The organism is Microbispora sp. CA-102843 (genome assembly GCF_050936215.1).
Lineage (GTDB): Bacteria > Actinomycetota > Actinomycetes > Streptosporangiales > Streptosporangiaceae > Microbispora.
Genome location: NZ_JBNJNF010000001.1, coordinates 4,773,531 through 4,787,895 on the forward strand (window position 1 = coordinate 4,773,531; position 14,365 = coordinate 4,787,895).

Annotated in this window: 15 protein-coding genes; 7 read left to right on the forward strand and 8 right to left on the reverse strand. The window is 70.3% G+C overall.

Annotated features, from left to right (window positions below):
• Positions 1–41 precede the first annotated feature (41 nt).
• A complete protein-coding gene (locus ACQEVJ_RS22115) occupies positions 42–881 on the forward strand; it encodes a helix-turn-helix transcriptional regulator (protein ID WP_433103906.1) in 840 nt (279 codons plus the stop codon).
• Positions 882–895: 14 nt separating this feature from the next.
• Here the strand turns inward: ACQEVJ_RS22115 and ACQEVJ_RS22120 are convergent, their stop codons facing one another.
• Entirely contained in the window at positions 896–1,333 is a 438-nt protein-coding gene (locus ACQEVJ_RS22120; RefSeq protein ID WP_433103908.1) for a helix-turn-helix domain-containing protein, read from the reverse strand.
• A gap of 130 nt (positions 1,334–1,463) precedes the next feature.
• On the opposite strand from ACQEVJ_RS22120, the gene ACQEVJ_RS22125 reads away from it, so the two are divergent.
• On the forward strand, positions 1,464–1,643 hold the full coding sequence (locus ACQEVJ_RS22125) for a hypothetical protein (protein WP_433103910.1): 180 nt from the start codon (positions 1,464–1,466) through the stop codon (positions 1,641–1,643).
• An 82-nt stretch (positions 1,644–1,725) separates the two neighbouring features.
• On the opposite strand, the gene ACQEVJ_RS22130 is transcribed toward ACQEVJ_RS22125, so the two are convergent.
• The 3 genes from ACQEVJ_RS22130 to ACQEVJ_RS22140 form a co-directional block, all read right to left on the reverse strand.
• Positions 1,726–2,880, reverse strand: a complete 1,155-nt coding sequence (locus tag ACQEVJ_RS22130; RefSeq protein ID WP_433103912.1) for an Ig-like domain-containing protein — start codon at positions 2,878–2,880, stop codon at positions 1,726–1,728.
• 187 nt (positions 2,881–3,067) lie between these two features.
• Positions 3,068–3,877, reverse strand: a complete 810-nt coding sequence (locus ACQEVJ_RS22135; RefSeq protein ID WP_433103914.1) for an isocitrate lyase/PEP mutase family protein — start codon at positions 3,875–3,877, stop codon at positions 3,068–3,070.
• Positions 3,874–4,926, reverse strand: coding sequence for a cytochrome P450 (locus ACQEVJ_RS22140; protein ID WP_433103916.1), 1,053 nt, complete (start codon positions 4,924–4,926; stop codon positions 3,874–3,876). The genes ACQEVJ_RS22135 and ACQEVJ_RS22140 overlap by 4 nt, the downstream gene beginning before the upstream one ends.
• Before the next feature lie 318 nt (positions 4,927–5,244).
• On the opposite strand from ACQEVJ_RS22140, the gene ACQEVJ_RS22145 reads away from it, so the two are divergent.
• Positions 5,245–6,336, forward strand: a complete 1,092-nt coding sequence (locus ACQEVJ_RS22145; protein ID WP_433103918.1) for a hypothetical protein — start codon at positions 5,245–5,247, stop codon at positions 6,334–6,336.
• Between the two features lie 42 nt (positions 6,337–6,378).
• On the opposite strand, the gene recD2 is transcribed toward ACQEVJ_RS22145, so the two are convergent.
• Positions 6,379–8,640, reverse strand: a complete 2,262-nt coding sequence (recD2, locus tag ACQEVJ_RS22150; RefSeq protein ID WP_433103920.1) for an SF1B family DNA helicase RecD2 — start codon at positions 8,638–8,640, stop codon at positions 6,379–6,381.
• Between the two features lie 298 nt (positions 8,641–8,938).
• Here recD2 and ACQEVJ_RS22155 point away from each other — a divergent pair, with 298 nt between their 5' ends.
• Together ACQEVJ_RS22155 and ACQEVJ_RS22160 are read left to right on the forward strand one after the other, a co-directional pair.
• Positions 8,939–9,745 carry an alpha/beta fold hydrolase gene (locus ACQEVJ_RS22155; protein WP_433103922.1) on the forward strand — a complete coding sequence of 269 codons (807 nt, stop codon included), beginning with the start codon at positions 8,939–8,941 and terminating at the stop codon, positions 9,743–9,745.
• A 22-nt stretch (positions 9,746–9,767) separates the two neighbouring features.
• On the forward strand, positions 9,768–10,559 hold the full coding sequence (locus ACQEVJ_RS22160; RefSeq protein WP_433103925.1) for a MerR family transcriptional regulator: 792 nt from the start codon (positions 9,768–9,770) through the stop codon (positions 10,557–10,559).
• A gap of 192 nt (positions 10,560–10,751) precedes the next feature.
• Here ACQEVJ_RS22160 and ACQEVJ_RS22165 read toward each other — a convergent pair whose 3' ends face one another.
• Positions 10,752–11,111, reverse strand: coding sequence for a helix-turn-helix domain-containing protein (locus tag ACQEVJ_RS22165; protein WP_433103927.1), 360 nt, complete (start codon positions 11,109–11,111; stop codon positions 10,752–10,754).
• 60 nt (positions 11,112–11,171) lie between these two features.
• Complete coding sequence (locus ACQEVJ_RS22170; RefSeq protein WP_433103929.1) at positions 11,172–11,777, reverse strand: TetR/AcrR family transcriptional regulator; 606 nt, start codon at positions 11,775–11,777, stop codon at positions 11,172–11,174.
• A gap of 245 nt (positions 11,778–12,022) precedes the next feature.
• Here ACQEVJ_RS22170 and ACQEVJ_RS22175 point away from each other — a divergent pair, with 245 nt between their 5' ends.
• The gene (locus ACQEVJ_RS22175; RefSeq protein WP_433103931.1) at positions 12,023–12,871 is read left to right on the forward strand and encodes an LLM class flavin-dependent oxidoreductase; all 849 of its coding nucleotides are present in this window, start codon (positions 12,023–12,025) and stop codon (positions 12,869–12,871) included.
• Between the two features lie 15 nt (positions 12,872–12,886).
• Entirely contained in the window at positions 12,887–13,831 is a 945-nt protein-coding gene (locus ACQEVJ_RS22180; RefSeq protein ID WP_433103933.1) for an alpha/beta hydrolase family protein, read from the forward strand.
• 90 nt (positions 13,832–13,921) lie between these two features.
• On the opposite strand, the gene ACQEVJ_RS22185 is transcribed toward ACQEVJ_RS22180, so the two are convergent.
• Entirely contained in the window at positions 13,922–14,347 is a 426-nt protein-coding gene (locus tag ACQEVJ_RS22185) for a tautomerase family protein (RefSeq protein ID WP_433103935.1), read from the reverse strand.
• Positions 14,348–14,365: the final 18 nt, after the last annotated feature.

Genomic DNA, 14,365 nt, shown 5'->3' on the forward strand with positions numbered 1-14,365 from the left:
CACCAGGCCGGACGAGTATCGATTGCGGTTTCATGGTCAGCATGATGAGGCGTAAGGAGTTGGCGGGCTTTCTGCGCTCTCGGCGGGAATCGCTCGGCCCCGAGGCGGCCGGGTTTCCCGGCGGCTCACGCAGGCGCACGCCCGGCCTGCGGCGCGAGGAGGTCGCGCAACTGTCCGGAGTGAGCGTCACCTGGTACACGTGGCTGGAACAGGGCCGGGACATCACCGTCTCCAGGCAGGTGCTCGAGAGCCTCTCGCGCGCGCTGCAGCTCACACCGGCCGAGCGCGATCACCTCTTCGCACTCGCCGGCGCGGCCCTGCCGGCCGAACCGGCGCGCTGGATGCCGGTCAGCCCGACGCTGCGGGCGCTGCTGGAGACGCTCGACCCCAACCCCGCCCATGTGATCAGCCCGTGCTGGGACCTGCTGGCGTACAACCGCGCGTATGCCGGCCTCATCGGCGGACTGGACGACCTCCCGGAGGAAGAGCGGAACACGGTCTGGCTGCTGTTCACCCGCCCCAGGATGCGCACATTGCTCCTGGACTGGCAGCGTGAGGCACGCGACATCCTCGGACAGTTCCGGGCCGCGGCCGACAAGAACCCCGACGACCCGCGGACCATCGCACTGGTCGACGCGCTGCTGGCGGCCAGTCCCGCGTTCGCCTCGATGTGGTCGGCCCATCCCATCCAGGCATTCGCCTCGGCGACCAAGCATTTCAACCATCCGCAGGTAGGGCGGATCACCCTCAACTACACGAAGCTGACCGTCACCGAGGACGTCACCCAGCACCTCGTCGTCTTCCTTCCCGCGACCAAGGATGACGCGGCGGCCCTGGAACGCCTCGCGGAACTGGACCGGCCCGTGTCAACCCGCGGCTGACCGCCAGGCGGCGGTCACTCGGGCCCCTTCACCAGGGTGGTGACGAGCCGGAGCACCTCGGCGGTGTCGGCCACGCCGCCCACGATGATGATTTTCAGGCTGGCCCTCTCCTCGTTGTAGACGGTCTCGATGCGCAGAGGCCGTTCGGCGGGGCTACGGCTCACGGCGGCGGCCATCAGCGTGTTGCCCAGGGTCATCATCTCGCCGGGGGGGATGGCGTCGATCTGCACGATGCTCGACGCCTCCATGTGGCGACGCCGCCTGGCCGTCTCGGCGGCCGGCGGCTCGACGGGACCGCCCATGAACGCCTCCAGGTCCTCACGGGCGATCCGGTACTGCTTGCCGATGCGCACCGCCTTGAGCCGCCCGTCGCGGACGTAGTTGCGCACCGTCTTGACGTGCAGGCCCAGCAGGTTCGCCACCTGCTCCACCGAGTACGGCTGCTGCGGCATCCCGCTCCCCTCCGATCGGCTCTTCAACACACCCTGTATATCCGTCCCCCAGGGAATGTTAGGGAGTCGTGAGGGGTCTGACGGCCAAGGTCATCAGATGGGCGGGCGACGCGGGCAGTAGTGTGCGTTCATGTTCCACCGCAAACCCATCGAAGAGCGCATCGCCGAGCGCGTCGCCAAGCGCCCTCCGCTGAAGGAGGGCAAGCACTTCGAGCACCGCCCCGCGATGATCGTGTTCTGTGTGATCATCGCGCTCGTCGTGCTGAAGATCCTGGGCGCCTTCGTCCTCATGAAGTGGGGCGTGCAGTAGGGGCGTGGCTCAGGCCGCGAGCCGGACGCCGGCACCCTGGGGCAAGCGCGGCGACTCCAGCGATGCTAAGAAGTCGACGGGATCAGGACTCCAGGGCGCTGCCCTGCTTCCACTTGCTGAACGGCATCTGCCAGAAGCCCCAGCCGTTGTTCCACTCCAGGAGCCGGTCGGTGCCGACGATCTTGACGATGTCGCCCCGGTGGAAGTTGTCGTAGAACCACTGGGCCTGGGAGGGGCTGGCGTTGACGCACCCGTGGCTCACGTTGGCCACGCCCTGGGAGCCGACCGACCACGGCGCGCCGTGGACGTACTCCCCGCTGTTGGAGATGCGCACCGCGTGGTTGACGACCTCCTTGTAGTACCCGGGGTCGCCCTCCTTCTTACCCGGCGAGATCATCGTGACGGGGTTGCCGCGTTCCATGGTCAGGTGGATGCCACTGGTGGTGGTGTACTCGCGGGTGGTCGCCTTGCCGGCGCTGATCTTCATGGTCTGCACGACCTTGCCGTCGCGCCGGACCACCATCATGTGGGTCCTGGTGCTGACCGAGCTGATCCAGGCCGCGCCGATCTTGATGGTCGCGCTGTGGTCCTCGACGCCGTACGTGTCGGGTCCGGCCTTCACACCGGTGAGGTGCGCGGTGAACTTCACCTTCTGGTGGGCGGGCCAGTACTTGGCCGTCCGGTAGATCACGTACTTGTCGTCGATCCACCGCCAGGCGCCCTTGACCGGCTTCTCCGCGTCCACCTCCAGGGCCTGCTCCACGGCGGCTTTGTCCTGCACCGGCTCGTTGAACCTCACCATGATCGGCATGCCGATGCCGACGGTCTCCCCCTTGATGCCGGGGGTGACGTCCACGACCTGCAGCCCGACCTTGGGCTTGAGGGTGGTGAAGCTGCTGGTCGCGGTGGCCGGGCCGCCCTTGCCGTTGGCCTTGGCCGACACCGTGTATCTGCTGGAGGGCTTGAGCGCCTGCTTGGAGGTCCACTTGGTGTGGGTGGAGTCGAACTCGCCCTCGATCGTCTCGTCACCCGCTTGGACGGTGACCTCCTCCAACTCACCGTTGGAGGCCATGACGACCACGGTCTTGTCAGGGCGCACCTTGGCGGTGCCCGTGGCGGGGCTGATCTTGATCGCTGGCGCCGGAATGGCGGGCGCGGCGTCGCCGGAGTCTCCGCCCGCCGAGCCTGGCGCGCCAGATCCGCCTGAGCATGCCGACAGAGCCGCGGTCAGCGCCACGGCGACTCCGGCGATCGGCCACCTCGAACGACTTCCAGTGCTCAGCACAACTACTCCCCCATGAGCGCGAAGGGCACCATAAGACCTTATTCGGGGTTGCCTCTTATGTTGGCATTTTCTCCTGTGCTCAGGTCACATTTCGGTCGCTTCTCCGGTGGACTCGTCTCTGTAGACGGTAAGGTGCGCGTCAAGACTGATCAAGCGCCGAGTCAGCACCCACTGTGACGAGGGACTGCACATCCCCGTACGACGGAAGGCCCGCGGGGATCTCCCCGCCTGAGGCGACCGCCCGGGCGGTCTCGGCCACGGCGTGCAGGGCCGCCCGCAGGAGCAGCGACCCGGTGCTGATCCGGCGGACGCCGAGTGCGGCCAGGCCCGCGACCGTGTGGCGGCCGGGCAGGAACAGCACGTTGAGCGGCAGGTCGACCGCGTCCACCAGCGCCCGCACCTCGTCGTCGGCGGCGACCCCGGGGACGAACACCCCGTCGGCCCCGGCCTCGGCGAAGGCCCGCAGCCGGGCGATGGTCGTGTCCAGGTCCCCGGCGCCCAGCCAGTAGGTGTCGGTGCGGGCGTTGACGAACAGCCCCGGCGCCCTCGACTTGACCGCCGCGATCGTCTCGCACCGCTCGCCGAGGTCCGCCAGCGTCCCGTCCGGCCGGCCGTCCTCGATGTTGACACCCGCCACGCCCAGGGCGGCCAGTTCGGCGGCGATCTCGGCCGCCCCCTCCGGCGTGTCCGAGAAGCCGCCCTCGATGTCCACCGACACCGGACACGGCAGCCCGGCCAGCCGCCGGGCCAGCGCCAGCGTCTCCGCCGCGGTGTCGCCGGTCGCGTCGGGCTTGCCCGCCGCCGCGGCGACGCCGAGGCTCGTGGTCCCGATCGCGGCGAACCCGGCGGCGGCCAGGACGGCCGCCGAGGCGTGGTCCCAGGCGTTGGGCAGCACCAGGGGGCGCCGCGTGTGATGCAAGGCGCGGAATGTTTCGGCGTGGGTGCTCATCGGGGTCCTTCCATGGTCTCGGAGCCGCCCTCCATATGGAGGCGGGCGGGCACGCGCAGGTTCGGCGACGGCTCGTAAGGGATCTCGGGTTCGGCGAGGCGGTGTCCGAGAGCGGCCTCCACGACGCCCGCCGCCAGGGCGAGCGCGGCCCGCTCCCCCGGGCAGGGCCTGACCCCGCTGCCGAAACCCAGATGCCCGCCGCCCTGTTGGAAACGGGCCTGCTGGAAACGGGCCTGCTGGAAACGGGCAGGGTCGAAACGGTGCGGGTCGGGGAAGACCTCGGGGTCCCGGTTGGCCGCCGCCAGGTCCAGCACGAGAACGGCCCCCGCGGGCACGGGGACTCTCCCGGCCGTGGCGTCCTCGGCTGCCACCCGGCGCGTGAGCCGTACGGGCGGGTCCCACCGCAGGGTCTCGGCGAGCAGCGCCTCGACCGGCCACCGTAGGGACAGGTCGGCGGGCAGGCGGGCCACGACGGCGAGGGTGTTGCCCACCAGGCCCGCGGTGGCGTCACACGCCTGGACCAGCACCCCCGCCACGGCGGCCAGCAGGCCGGGCTCGGGCTCCTCCCCTTCGTTCAGCGCGGCCGCAAGCACGCCCACCGCCGCGTCCCCCGCCGGCGCCGCACCGGGAGCGGGTGGGAGGTGGTAGGCGGCGGCCATGGCCGTCACCGCCGCGACGACCTCCTCCCGCCGGTCCTCCGGGACGCCGAGCCGTGTGGCGAGGACGCCGACCGGGACGCGGCGGGCGATCCTGGCCATCACGTCGACGCGAGCCCCGCCCGCCAGTTCGGCGCTCGTCCGCTCGCAGGCCTCGCGGCGTAGCTGTACGGGGTCGAGGGTGTCGAGCAACCCCACGACACGCGCGCGACGGCAGGCGTGCTCGTCCCCGTTGCTGAACCTGCTCACCGCCCCCCGCAGCCAGGCCATGCCCGTTCCCGGCGGCGCGGCGGGGGCGGGAGGGACGAGGAAGCGGGGGTCGGCGAGCACGGCGCGCACGTCCGCGTGCCGGGTGAGCCGCCGGTCCCCTCCAGCGGGCGGATCTGCTGTCATCGGTGGCCGGGGGCGCGCGGAGGCGGCCCCCTTCCCCCCTTCCTGTGGTGGTCGTCGCCTCTCCGGAAGGTTAGGGTCGCGATCCTTCGGCTCCGGTCGAACGATGAACGTTTCACGGCCGGGCACACGGCACGCGGCCCGGGGGCATTTGGGCCTTCTCAACGATCGGCGCGCGGGTTATCACAGGGCGGGAAGGCGATTGTGATCCCCGCGCCTCCCGAGAGCGTTCCACGGCTCCACGACTGGGCACCACGCGCCGGGCCACCCCGGCGTCGACATCTCGTACGCCCGCTGGGCACCACCGCGATGGAGGACGGCATGCGCCTGTTACGAACCGTGGTCACTCGATTACTCCTGCTGTGCGCGATGGTCGCCGCAGGCGCCGCCGCCGGGGCGGGGGCCGCGAACGCGGCGGTTCCCGACGTGTGGGGGTTCGCCTACGTCAACACCAACTCCGGCGTGCCGAACCTGTCCTATCAGGCGGGCAGCTGGACGTCCGGGACGGTCACCGTCACCCCCGGCGTCACCGGGGAGTACTTCGTGCGGTTCCCGCAGATCGGAATCCCCAAGGGCGGGATCGCGCACGTGACCGCGATCTCGCAGACGGCCGAGTGGTGCCAGATCGAGAAGTGGTGGCAGGCCGGCACGGACGAGATCGTGGCGGTGCGGTGCTACCGGTACGGCGGAGGCCCGGCCAAGGCGCTGTTCTCCATCGTCTTCGACAGCAGCAGCGGGGGGCTGTCGTCGGCGGCGCAGGCGTTCGGCTACGTCTTCTGGGACGGCTCGTCCGTCGCCTCCGACTACAACTCCTCGCTCGCGTCGAACGTGGTCATCCACAACTCCACCGGCGACTGGACCGTCTGGATGCCCGGCCTCGGCTCCCCCGCGGCGGCGGGGAACATCCAGGTCACCGCGGTCGACTCGGGCGCGCCGGCACGGTGCAAGGTGGGCGCCTGGAGTCCGTCGGCGTCCGGGCAGAAGATCGAGGTGCTGTGCCACGACGCGACCAGTGCGCTGCGCGACACCGGCTGGACCCTCACCTACCAGCGTGAGCGTGCGATCACCGGAGCGTTCGCGCCGCCGAAGCTGTTCGCCTACACCTTCGACAACACTCCGGCCAACCCCGGGCCGTACCCGCCCGTTCCCGCCGGGGTCAACTTCAACTACCCGGGGGCGACCAACACGGTGCAGTCGGCCGGGACCGGCCTGCGCCTCGTGACCTTCCCCAAGGTCGGGGCGCTGCCGAACGACGTGCAGGTCACGGCGTTCGGGCCCGGGCCGGAGTTCTGCAACCTGCTCACCTTGTGGACGACCTCGGGTTCGGACGTCTACGTCCGCGACGTCGCCTGCTACAACGGCACCACCCTGGTCAACCAGGCGTCGTTCGTGACGTACACCTCGGTGTACTGACGAGGCAGGACAGGGGCGGGCGCGCCGGCCAGGGCAAACGGATCAGGGCACGCGGAGGCGGTGGGTGAGCCCCGTGTGGCGGCGGCCCGCCCCGCGCGTGCGCACGGCCTGGCCGAGCGCCCGCCGCGACCCGACGATGACCACGAGCTTCTTGGCCCGGGTGATGGCGGTGTAGAGCAGGTTGCGCTGCAGCATCATCCAGGCGCTGGTGGCCAGCGGGATGACCACGGCCGGATACTCGCTGCCCTGGGAGCGGTGGATGCTGACCGCGTAGGCGTGGGCGAGTTCGTCGAGCTCGTCGAAGGAGTAGTCGACGTTCTCGTCCTCGTCGGTCAGCACGGTCAGCTTGCTCTCCTCGGGGGTGATGGCGGTGACGACGCCGACCGTGCCGTTGAACACCCCAGCCGCGCCCTTGTCGTAGTTGTTGCGCAACTGGGTGACCTTGTCGCCGACGCGGAAGACCCGGCCGCCGTACCGGCGCTCCGGCATGCCCTCGCGGGCGGGGGTCAGCGACTCCTGCAGGGCGATGTTGAGCGCGCCCGCGCCGGCCGCGCCGCGGTGCATGGGCGCGAGCACCTGTACGTCCCTGCGCGGGTTGAGCCCGAACTTCCTGGGGATGCGCCGGGCGACCACGTCCACGGTCAGGGCGGCGATCTCCTCGGGTTCATCGCAGGGGAACAGGAAGAAGTCGGGGAACTCGCGGACCAGGGGGTGCTGACCGGTGTTGACGCGGTGGGCGTTGACGACCACGCCGGACTCCTGCGCCTGGCGGAAGATCTGCGTGAGCCGCACCCGGGGGATGCCGGGGGCGGCCAGCAGGTCGCGCAGCACCTCTCCGGCGCCGACCGAGGGAAGCTGGTCGACGTCGCCGACGAACAGCAGGTGCGCGCCCGGGGCGACCGCCTTGGCGAGCTTGTTGGCCAGCAGCAGGTCGAGCATGGACGCCTCGTCCACCACGACCAGGTCGGCGTCGAGGGGGTTGTCGCGGTCGAAGGTGGCGTCACCGCCGGGGCGCAGCTGGAGCAGCCGGTGCACGGTGGTGGCCTCGTGCCCGGTCAGCTCCGCCAGCCGCTTGGCCGCCCGGCCGGTCGGGGCGGCAAGGATGACCTTGGCCCGTTTCGCGCGGGCGAGGGTCACCACGGAGCGCACGGTGAAGCTCTTGCCGCAGCCGGGGCCGCCGGTCAGGACGGCGACCTTCTCCGTCAGCGCGAGCCGTACGGCCTGGGCCTGCTCGGGCGCGAGGTCGGCGCCGGTCCGGCCGCGCAGCCAGTCGAAGGCGGCCGGCCAGTCCACGTCCGTGAACGCCCCGAGCCGGTCGTGGCCGGAGGTCAGCAGGGTGCGCAGCGTGCCGGCCAGCGACAGCTCGGCGCGGTGGAAGGGGACGAGGTAGATCGCGGGGACGGTGCTCTCGCCGTTCTCGTCGCCCTGGCCGTTCTCGCCGTTCCCCCTGGCCGGGACCTCCTCGCGGACCACGCCCTCCTCGGCGACCAGCTCCTCCAGGCAGGCGGAGGTCAGGTCGGGCGGCACCTCCAGGATCTTGACGGCGTCGGCGACCAGGTTGGGGGCGGGCAGGAAGCAGTGGCCGTCGTCGGCGGCCTGCGACAGCGTGTAGCGCAGCCCGGCCTTGACCCGCTCGGGGCTGTCGTGCGGGATGCCCACGGCCTGCGCGATGGTGTCGGCGGTCTTGAACCCGATGCCCCACACGTCGTCGGCGAGCCGGTAGGGCTCCTTGCGGACCACGTCGATGGAGTCCTCGCCGTACTGCTTGAAGATGCGCACGGCGATGGAGGTGGACACCCCGACGCCCTGCAGGAAGATCATCACCTCTTTGATGATCTTCTGTTCCTCCCAGGCGGCGGCGATCATCTTGGTCCGCTTGGGCCCGAGGCCGGGGACCTCGACCAGGCGCTTGGGCTCCTCCTCGATCACCCGCAGCGTGTCGGTGCCGAAGTGGTCCACGATCCGCTCGGCCATCTTCGGGCCGATGCCCTTGATCAGCCCGGAGCCCAGGTAGCGCTGGATGCCCTGGATCGTCGCCGGCAGGACCGTGGTGTACGACCAGACCTCGAACTGCTTGCCGTACTTGGGGTGGGAGCCCCAGCGGCCGGTGAGCCGCAGCGACTCCCCCACCTGCGCCCCGAGCAGCGGCCCGACGACGGTCAGCAGCTCGGTGCCCGACCGTTCGGTGGCGACCCTGGCGATCGTGTAGCCGGTCTCCTCGTTGGCGTAGGTGATCCGCTCCAGCACGGCGTCCAGCTGCACGCCGGGCGGCCTGCCCGTGGCGCCTCCGGGAGGATTCGTCATGCGTCGCATTGTCTCCCACACGGCGGGACCTTCCTGACCGGAACCGGCGCCGCAGGGGACGGACACCCGACCCGGACGTGAGCAGGCCCGGGCCCTGGACAGCGGCGTGCAGTGCCGACCTCGCCCGGCTGCGCCGCTGCGGCCACTCGCGCATGTCGCCGCGCCGATTGACCCTGACGCAGGGTCAATCTCTCAGCATGGTGGCATGACCACGGAAACCAGTTCCATCGAGGTCGCCGGACTGCGCAGGTCGTACGGCGAGCACGACGATGACGGAGGGCGGGCGGAGAGAGGCGACGTGACGCTGCGGCACTTCACGATCCAGCACGACGGCGTCACGATCCCGGTGTCTCGCGGCGGTCGGGGACGACCACTGGTCCTGTGCCCTGGGCTGAACTCGACGCAGGCGGACCTGCGCGAGCTGGCCGAGCTGCTGCGGCGCGACCACGACGTGGTGACCTTCGACCTGCGGGGCCACGGCCTCGCCTCGGCCGCCGATCGGTACTCCTTCGAGGACTTCCTCAGCGATCTCACCGCAGTGATGGCGGAGCCGGGAAACCTCGGCCTGCCCGCAGCGCCCGTGCTGGTGGGCTACTCGTTGGGCGCCGACCTGGCCGTGCACTATGCCTCCGAGCATCCTGACACTGTCGCCGAGCTTGTTCTCATCGACGGGGCGAACCCGGTGCCCGAACCGTTCATCACCGACGCCGTCCTGCCGGCGTTCCGGGCCATGTGGGAGGATCTGGCGACGCAGCAGGAGGCCGAGCGGGGCACCGCGCGTCAGGTGTTGCTCACCGCCCAGGAGATTGTCGAGCTGAACCTCGAGATCGATGTGGTTCGGTCCGAGATCCTCGACCGGTACAGGAAGATCGACCGGCCCATCCGCGTGATCATGTCGACCTCGATGGCCGGCGACAGCGGCGAAGGGCATGCGCCGCGGTTCAACCAGAACTGGCGTGCCGGAGTCGAGCGCCTTGTCCGCGAGCATCCGCGCATCGCCACCACCTGGCTCGACGCCGACCACCAGCTGGTCTTCACTCATGCCCCGGAGATCGCCCAGATCATCTATGGTGCACCAGGCCCAGCCGGTCGGGCGACATGTTGAGCGACTCCTGGAGACTGATCTGATGCTGACCATCGGTGAGCTGGCATCGTACGCCGGAGTGACGGTGCGCGCGGTGCGGCACTACCACGCCAAGGGGCTGCTGTCGGAGCCCGAGCGTGACCACTCCGGCTACCGCAGATACGACGCCGGCGCCGTGATCGAGGTGATCAAAATCCGAACGCTCGCCGAGGCCGGGGTTCCGCTGGCGCGGGTGCGGGGGCTGCTGCGAGCCGGCGAGGAGGAGTTCACCGCGGCGGTCGCGGACATCGACAGGCGGCTGCAGGCGGAGATCCGGGAGCGGCAGCGGCACCGCGAGCGAATCGCCCGGCTCGCCTCCGGAGACAGCCTGGCGCTGCCCCTGGAGGTGGTCGAGTATCTCGACCGGCTGCGGGCGATCGGGGTCGACGAGCGGATCGTCCGGGCCGAGCGTGACGGCTGGATCCCGCTGGCCGCGCACTCACCCGCGCGAGTCCCGGAGTGGATCGCACGCAAGCGGGAGCAGATCGACGACCCGCGGCTCGTCGGCTTCTACCTCACCCTGAGCCAGGCTCTCGACCGGGCCGACGACGACCCGCGGCTGGTCGAGCTGGCCGACAAGCTGGCCGGCTACATCACGTGTATGGCCGACGAGCGGGGCGAGGACTATGTCGACGACACCGATATGGAGTCACCGCTTGTCAGGCTGATGGACTCGCTGGCGTTCGACACTGTGCCGCCGGCGCGTCGGCTGATCGAGCTGCTGAAGCAGCGAGGCTGGACGGGCTGGACCAAGCTCGAGCGCGTGGCCCCCACACCGGGTGCGGCTCCCGGGTAGTGCCAGTGCGGGCAGGAAGAGTCTCGGTTCGGTCGTCGCGGGACCGCTTCGCGCGTGGTCGTGCGGTCCTGGCTCGTCGCGTGGTCAAGACGATGGTTGGTGCCGCCGCTGTAGTTGTGCGGGAATCGCGAGGCACACGGGGGTCATCTCCTGCGCGATCGCGCACCACGTCGGCCCGGGTGCGAGCGCGAATCACTCCGAGGACTTGACCACCGTCGGGAGTTGAGATGCGCGGGCGGTGGTCTGGCGACTGGTTCGGTAGCGGCCCGGGGTCGTTCCGATGATGTTGGTGAACGCCGCGATGAAGCTGCTGGGGTTGGCCCATCCGCAGGCGTAGGCGGTCTGGATGGTGTCGTGTCCGCCGGCGAGGAGCACGAGAGCGTGGTAGATGCGTAGCTGCGTGCGCCATTCGTAGAAGGTCATGCCTAGTTCGTTGCGGAACAGCCGGCTGAGGGTGCGGGTGCTGGCTCCGATCGACTTCCCGAGTTCGGCCGGCGAGGCGTTGTCTGCATCGACGCACGGACGACAGGCTTGCCGCTGAGGGCCACACAAGCCCGGTTCATCCGGCCCCCGATATCCATGCCGTCGTCTGGGGCCACGGCGCGGGCCACCCTACTCCGCGCGCGTGGCCGGCTGCAGGCGCAGTCCTGCGATGAGGAGTCCGGCCAGCCTGCGCGCGTCGTAGTGGGGGTCGTTTTCCGCGCCGATGCAGAGGTTTCCGACGCCGCGCATGAGCGCGATGGCCGGGATGTCGGAGCGGATCTCCCCGGCGGCGGCCGCGGCGTCGAGCAGCCGGGTGCACACGGGCACGAGCCGGTCGAGGAAGTAGGCGTGCAGGGCGTCGAAGCCGGCGTCGTCGGACCGCAGCACGGCGGCGAGCCCGTGCTTGGTGACCAGGAAGTCGACGAACAGGCCGATCCATCGCTCCAAAGCGACGTAAGGGGTCGAGCTGGACATTAGCAGGGCCGAACCGGCCTCGGCGCAGGCCTCGACCTGGTGCCGGTAGACGGCGATGATGAGGTCCGCTCGCGTCGGGAAGTGGCGGTAGATCGTGGCCGTCCCGACGCCGGCCTTGGCCGCGATGTCGCGTACCGGCGCTTCCACGCCCGAGGCGACGAAGACCGCGGCGGCCGCGTCGAGCAGGGTCTTCTCGTTGCGCCGTGCGTCCGCCCGTTTGGGCCGGGCCGCACTCCCCGCGCCCCCATCGCTGTCGTTCATCGCGCGGCTCCCTCCGCTACCGGACTTGCTAAACGGGACATGGTTCCGTATCGTCGAAAACGGAACACGGTCCCGGTTGCTCATGATGCCAGAGCAGGGGGCCGGCGACCAAGCCATGCCTGGTCATCACGCTTCCCGCATCCCCTCCCGCTCGAACGCCGGTGGCGCACTCCGCTCCGGCGCTGCCGGTATTCGAAAGGACCGACGACCCAATGCCGCACACCCTCCGTCCCAGTTTCGGGATCATGACCGCCCCGCAACAGGTCGGCTATCACGACGTCCTGCGGGTCTGGCGCGAGGCGGACACGATCCCGGAGATCGAGCACGCGTGGCTGTTCGATCACCTCATGCCGATCGGCGGCGACCCGGACGGGCCGGCCCACGAAGGCTGGACCCTGCTCGCGGCCCTCGCCGCGCAGACCCGGCGGCTGCGGCTCGGCGTGATGGTGACCAGCAACCGGTTCCGGCCGCCCGCGATGCTGGCCAAGATCGCGGCGACCGTCGACCACATCAGCGGCGGACGGCTCGACTTCGGCATCGGCGCCGGCTCACGGCCCGGCCACCCCCTGGCCCGGCGTGAGTACGAGGCGCACGGCCTGCCCTTCCACGACGCCGCGCACGCCGTGGGAAGCCTCGCCGAAGCCTGCACGGTGATCCGGCGGTTGTGGACCGAGGCCGAACCGTTCGACTTCCACGGCACCTACGTCCGGCTCACCGGAGCGTTCTGCAACCCCAAGCCGGTCCAGCGCCCCCATCCGCCGATCCTCATCGGCGGACGCTCGTCCCCGACGCTGCGCGTGGTCGCCGAACACGCCGACCTGTGGAACATCCCCGGCGGCGACATCGACGACGTCGTCCGCCGCAGTGCACTGCTCGACCACTACTGCGCCGAGATCGGCCGCGACCCCGCGTCCATCACCCGCTCGATCCATCTGCCCGTCTCCTACGACCGGCCAGGCCTCACCCGGGACGCGATCGAAGAGGCGATCGACGCGGGGTTCCGGCACATCGTCCTCGGGCTGCCGACGGCGCCCTACCCCGCCGGCGTCGCCCGATGGGTCGCCGACGAACTCATCACCTCGCGAAACAACTGAGAGGAAGACCAACCCATGAGCGAAGCAACCCTGGCGGTTCCGGACCTGGCCGTCAGCGCGCCCAGTCCGGTCATCTCGGTCAAGCCGGTGGTGCTGCCGGCCCCCGGCCGTGGCGAGGACCTGCGCGTACGCGTGTCCGCGCCGGCGAACGGGCGGAGACTGCCGGTCATCGTCTTCTCACACGGCTTCGGGGAGTCGATGGACGGCTACGGCCCGCTGGCCGACTTCTGGACCGCCCACGGCTTCGTGGTGATCCAGCCAACCCATCTCGACTCGAGGACGCTGAACCTTCCCCCCGACGACCCCCGTACGCCGCTGATCTGGCGTCACCGCGTCGATGACCTGAAGCGCGTCCTCGACGGGCTGGAGCTCATCGAGGATTCCGTTCCCGGCCTCGGCGGGCGTCTCGACCGAGGCCGCATCGCAGTGGCCGGACACTCCTGGGGCGCCCAGACGGCGAGCATGCTCCTGGGCGCACGCGTCCTCGACTCCGAGGGCGAGCCGGGAGAGGACATGTCCGACCCGCGGATCAGAGCGGGTGTGCTGCTCGCCCTCCCCGGCAGGGGCGGAGCGGACCTGACTCCGTTCGCCGCCGAGCACTTCCCGTTCATGAACCCGGGCTTCGCGGAGATGACCACACCGGCCCTCGTGGTCGCGGGAGACCACGACCAGTCCCTGCTGTCCGTCCGGGGGCCGGACTGGTTCACCGACGCGTACTTCTCGAGCCCGGGCGGAAAGAGCCTGCTCACGCTGTTCGGGGCGGAACACTCGCTCGGCGGGATCTCCGGATACAACGTCACGGAGACCACGGACGAGAACCCCGGACGAGTCGCCCTGATCCGGCGGCTCACCTGGGCCTACCTTCGCACCGCGCTCGGCCTCGGTGATTCCGTCTGGCCGGCGGCACGCGCCGCCCTGGCGGAGGCCGCCGATCCGCTGGGCCGGATCGAATCCCGGTGAATCCCTGACAGGCGCACCGCGTGGTGGTGCCGTGAGCAGACCCGGTAGATGCCGAGCTACGGCGCGGCTCGTCTGTTCCGAAGGCGGTGGTCAGTAGGGGAATGCCGAGTTGCTCTCGGCCCAGAGCTTCTCGGCGTCGGAGCCCGCCGGGGGCGGCGCGATCCCGTTGATCATCCAGAGGTCGTCGCTGGTCTCGTCGACGTGGAACTCCCAGTGCAGCCCTGCGTTCCGTTCGAGGTGGGGCTGCAGCATGCCCTTGATCCACTGGGCGGTCCGGCGCCGGCTCTCCCGATCGGGGTTGCGGCGGGCGATGTGGTCGATGACGACGCGGACCCCGGCCGGGGTGGGCTCCCCGCCGACGTAGAAATCCTCGGGCCGGGTCTGGTGGAACAGCGTGACCACGTAGAACCGGGGCAGCCCGATCTGTTCGTAGTGGTCGGCGATGCGGGAGGCGAGTTGGTGCTTTTCCTCGTCGGTGAAGATTCCGGGCGTGTGATGAATGGTCCACAGTGGCATGGCGGTTCCGTACTCCCT

Bases quoted from the DNA above. Each gene is read 5' to 3' on its own strand.
- ACQEVJ_RS22140 (WP_433103916.1), bottom strand. From the start codon at position 4,926: ATGACAGCAGATCCGCCCGCTGGAGGGGACCGGCGGCTCACCCGGCAC.
- ACQEVJ_RS22115 (WP_433103906.1), top strand. From the start codon at position 42: ATGATGAGGCGTAAGGAGTTGGCGGGCTTTCTGCGCTCTCGGCGGGAA.
- recD2 (WP_433103920.1), bottom strand. From the start codon at position 8,640: ATGACGAATCCTCCCGGAGGCGCCACGGGCAGGCCGCCCGGCGTGCAG.
- ACQEVJ_RS22160 (WP_433103925.1), top strand. From the start codon at position 9,768: ATGCTGACCATCGGTGAGCTGGCATCGTACGCCGGAGTGACGGTGCGC.
- ACQEVJ_RS22120 (WP_433103908.1), bottom strand. From the start codon at position 1,333: ATGCCGCAGCAGCCGTACTCGGTGGAGCAGGTGGCGAACCTGCTGGGC.
- ACQEVJ_RS22145 (WP_433103918.1), top strand. From the start codon at position 5,245: ATGCGCCTGTTACGAACCGTGGTCACTCGATTACTCCTGCTGTGCGCG.
- ACQEVJ_RS22135 (WP_433103914.1), bottom strand. From the start codon at position 3,877: ATGAGCACCCACGCCGAAACATTCCGCGCCTTGCATCACACGCGGCGC.
- ACQEVJ_RS22175 (WP_433103931.1), top strand. From the start codon at position 12,023: ATGACCGCCCCGCAACAGGTCGGCTATCACGACGTCCTGCGGGTCTGG.
- ACQEVJ_RS22125 (WP_433103910.1), top strand. From the start codon at position 1,464: ATGTTCCACCGCAAACCCATCGAAGAGCGCATCGCCGAGCGCGTCGCC.
- ACQEVJ_RS22170 (WP_433103929.1), bottom strand. From the start codon at position 11,777: ATGAACGACAGCGATGGGGGCGCGGGGAGTGCGGCCCGGCCCAAACGG.
- ACQEVJ_RS22185 (WP_433103935.1), bottom strand. From the start codon at position 14,347: ATGCCACTGTGGACCATTCATCACACGCCCGGAATCTTCACCGACGAG.
- ACQEVJ_RS22180 (WP_433103933.1), top strand. From the start codon at position 12,887: ATGAGCGAAGCAACCCTGGCGGTTCCGGACCTGGCCGTCAGCGCGCCC.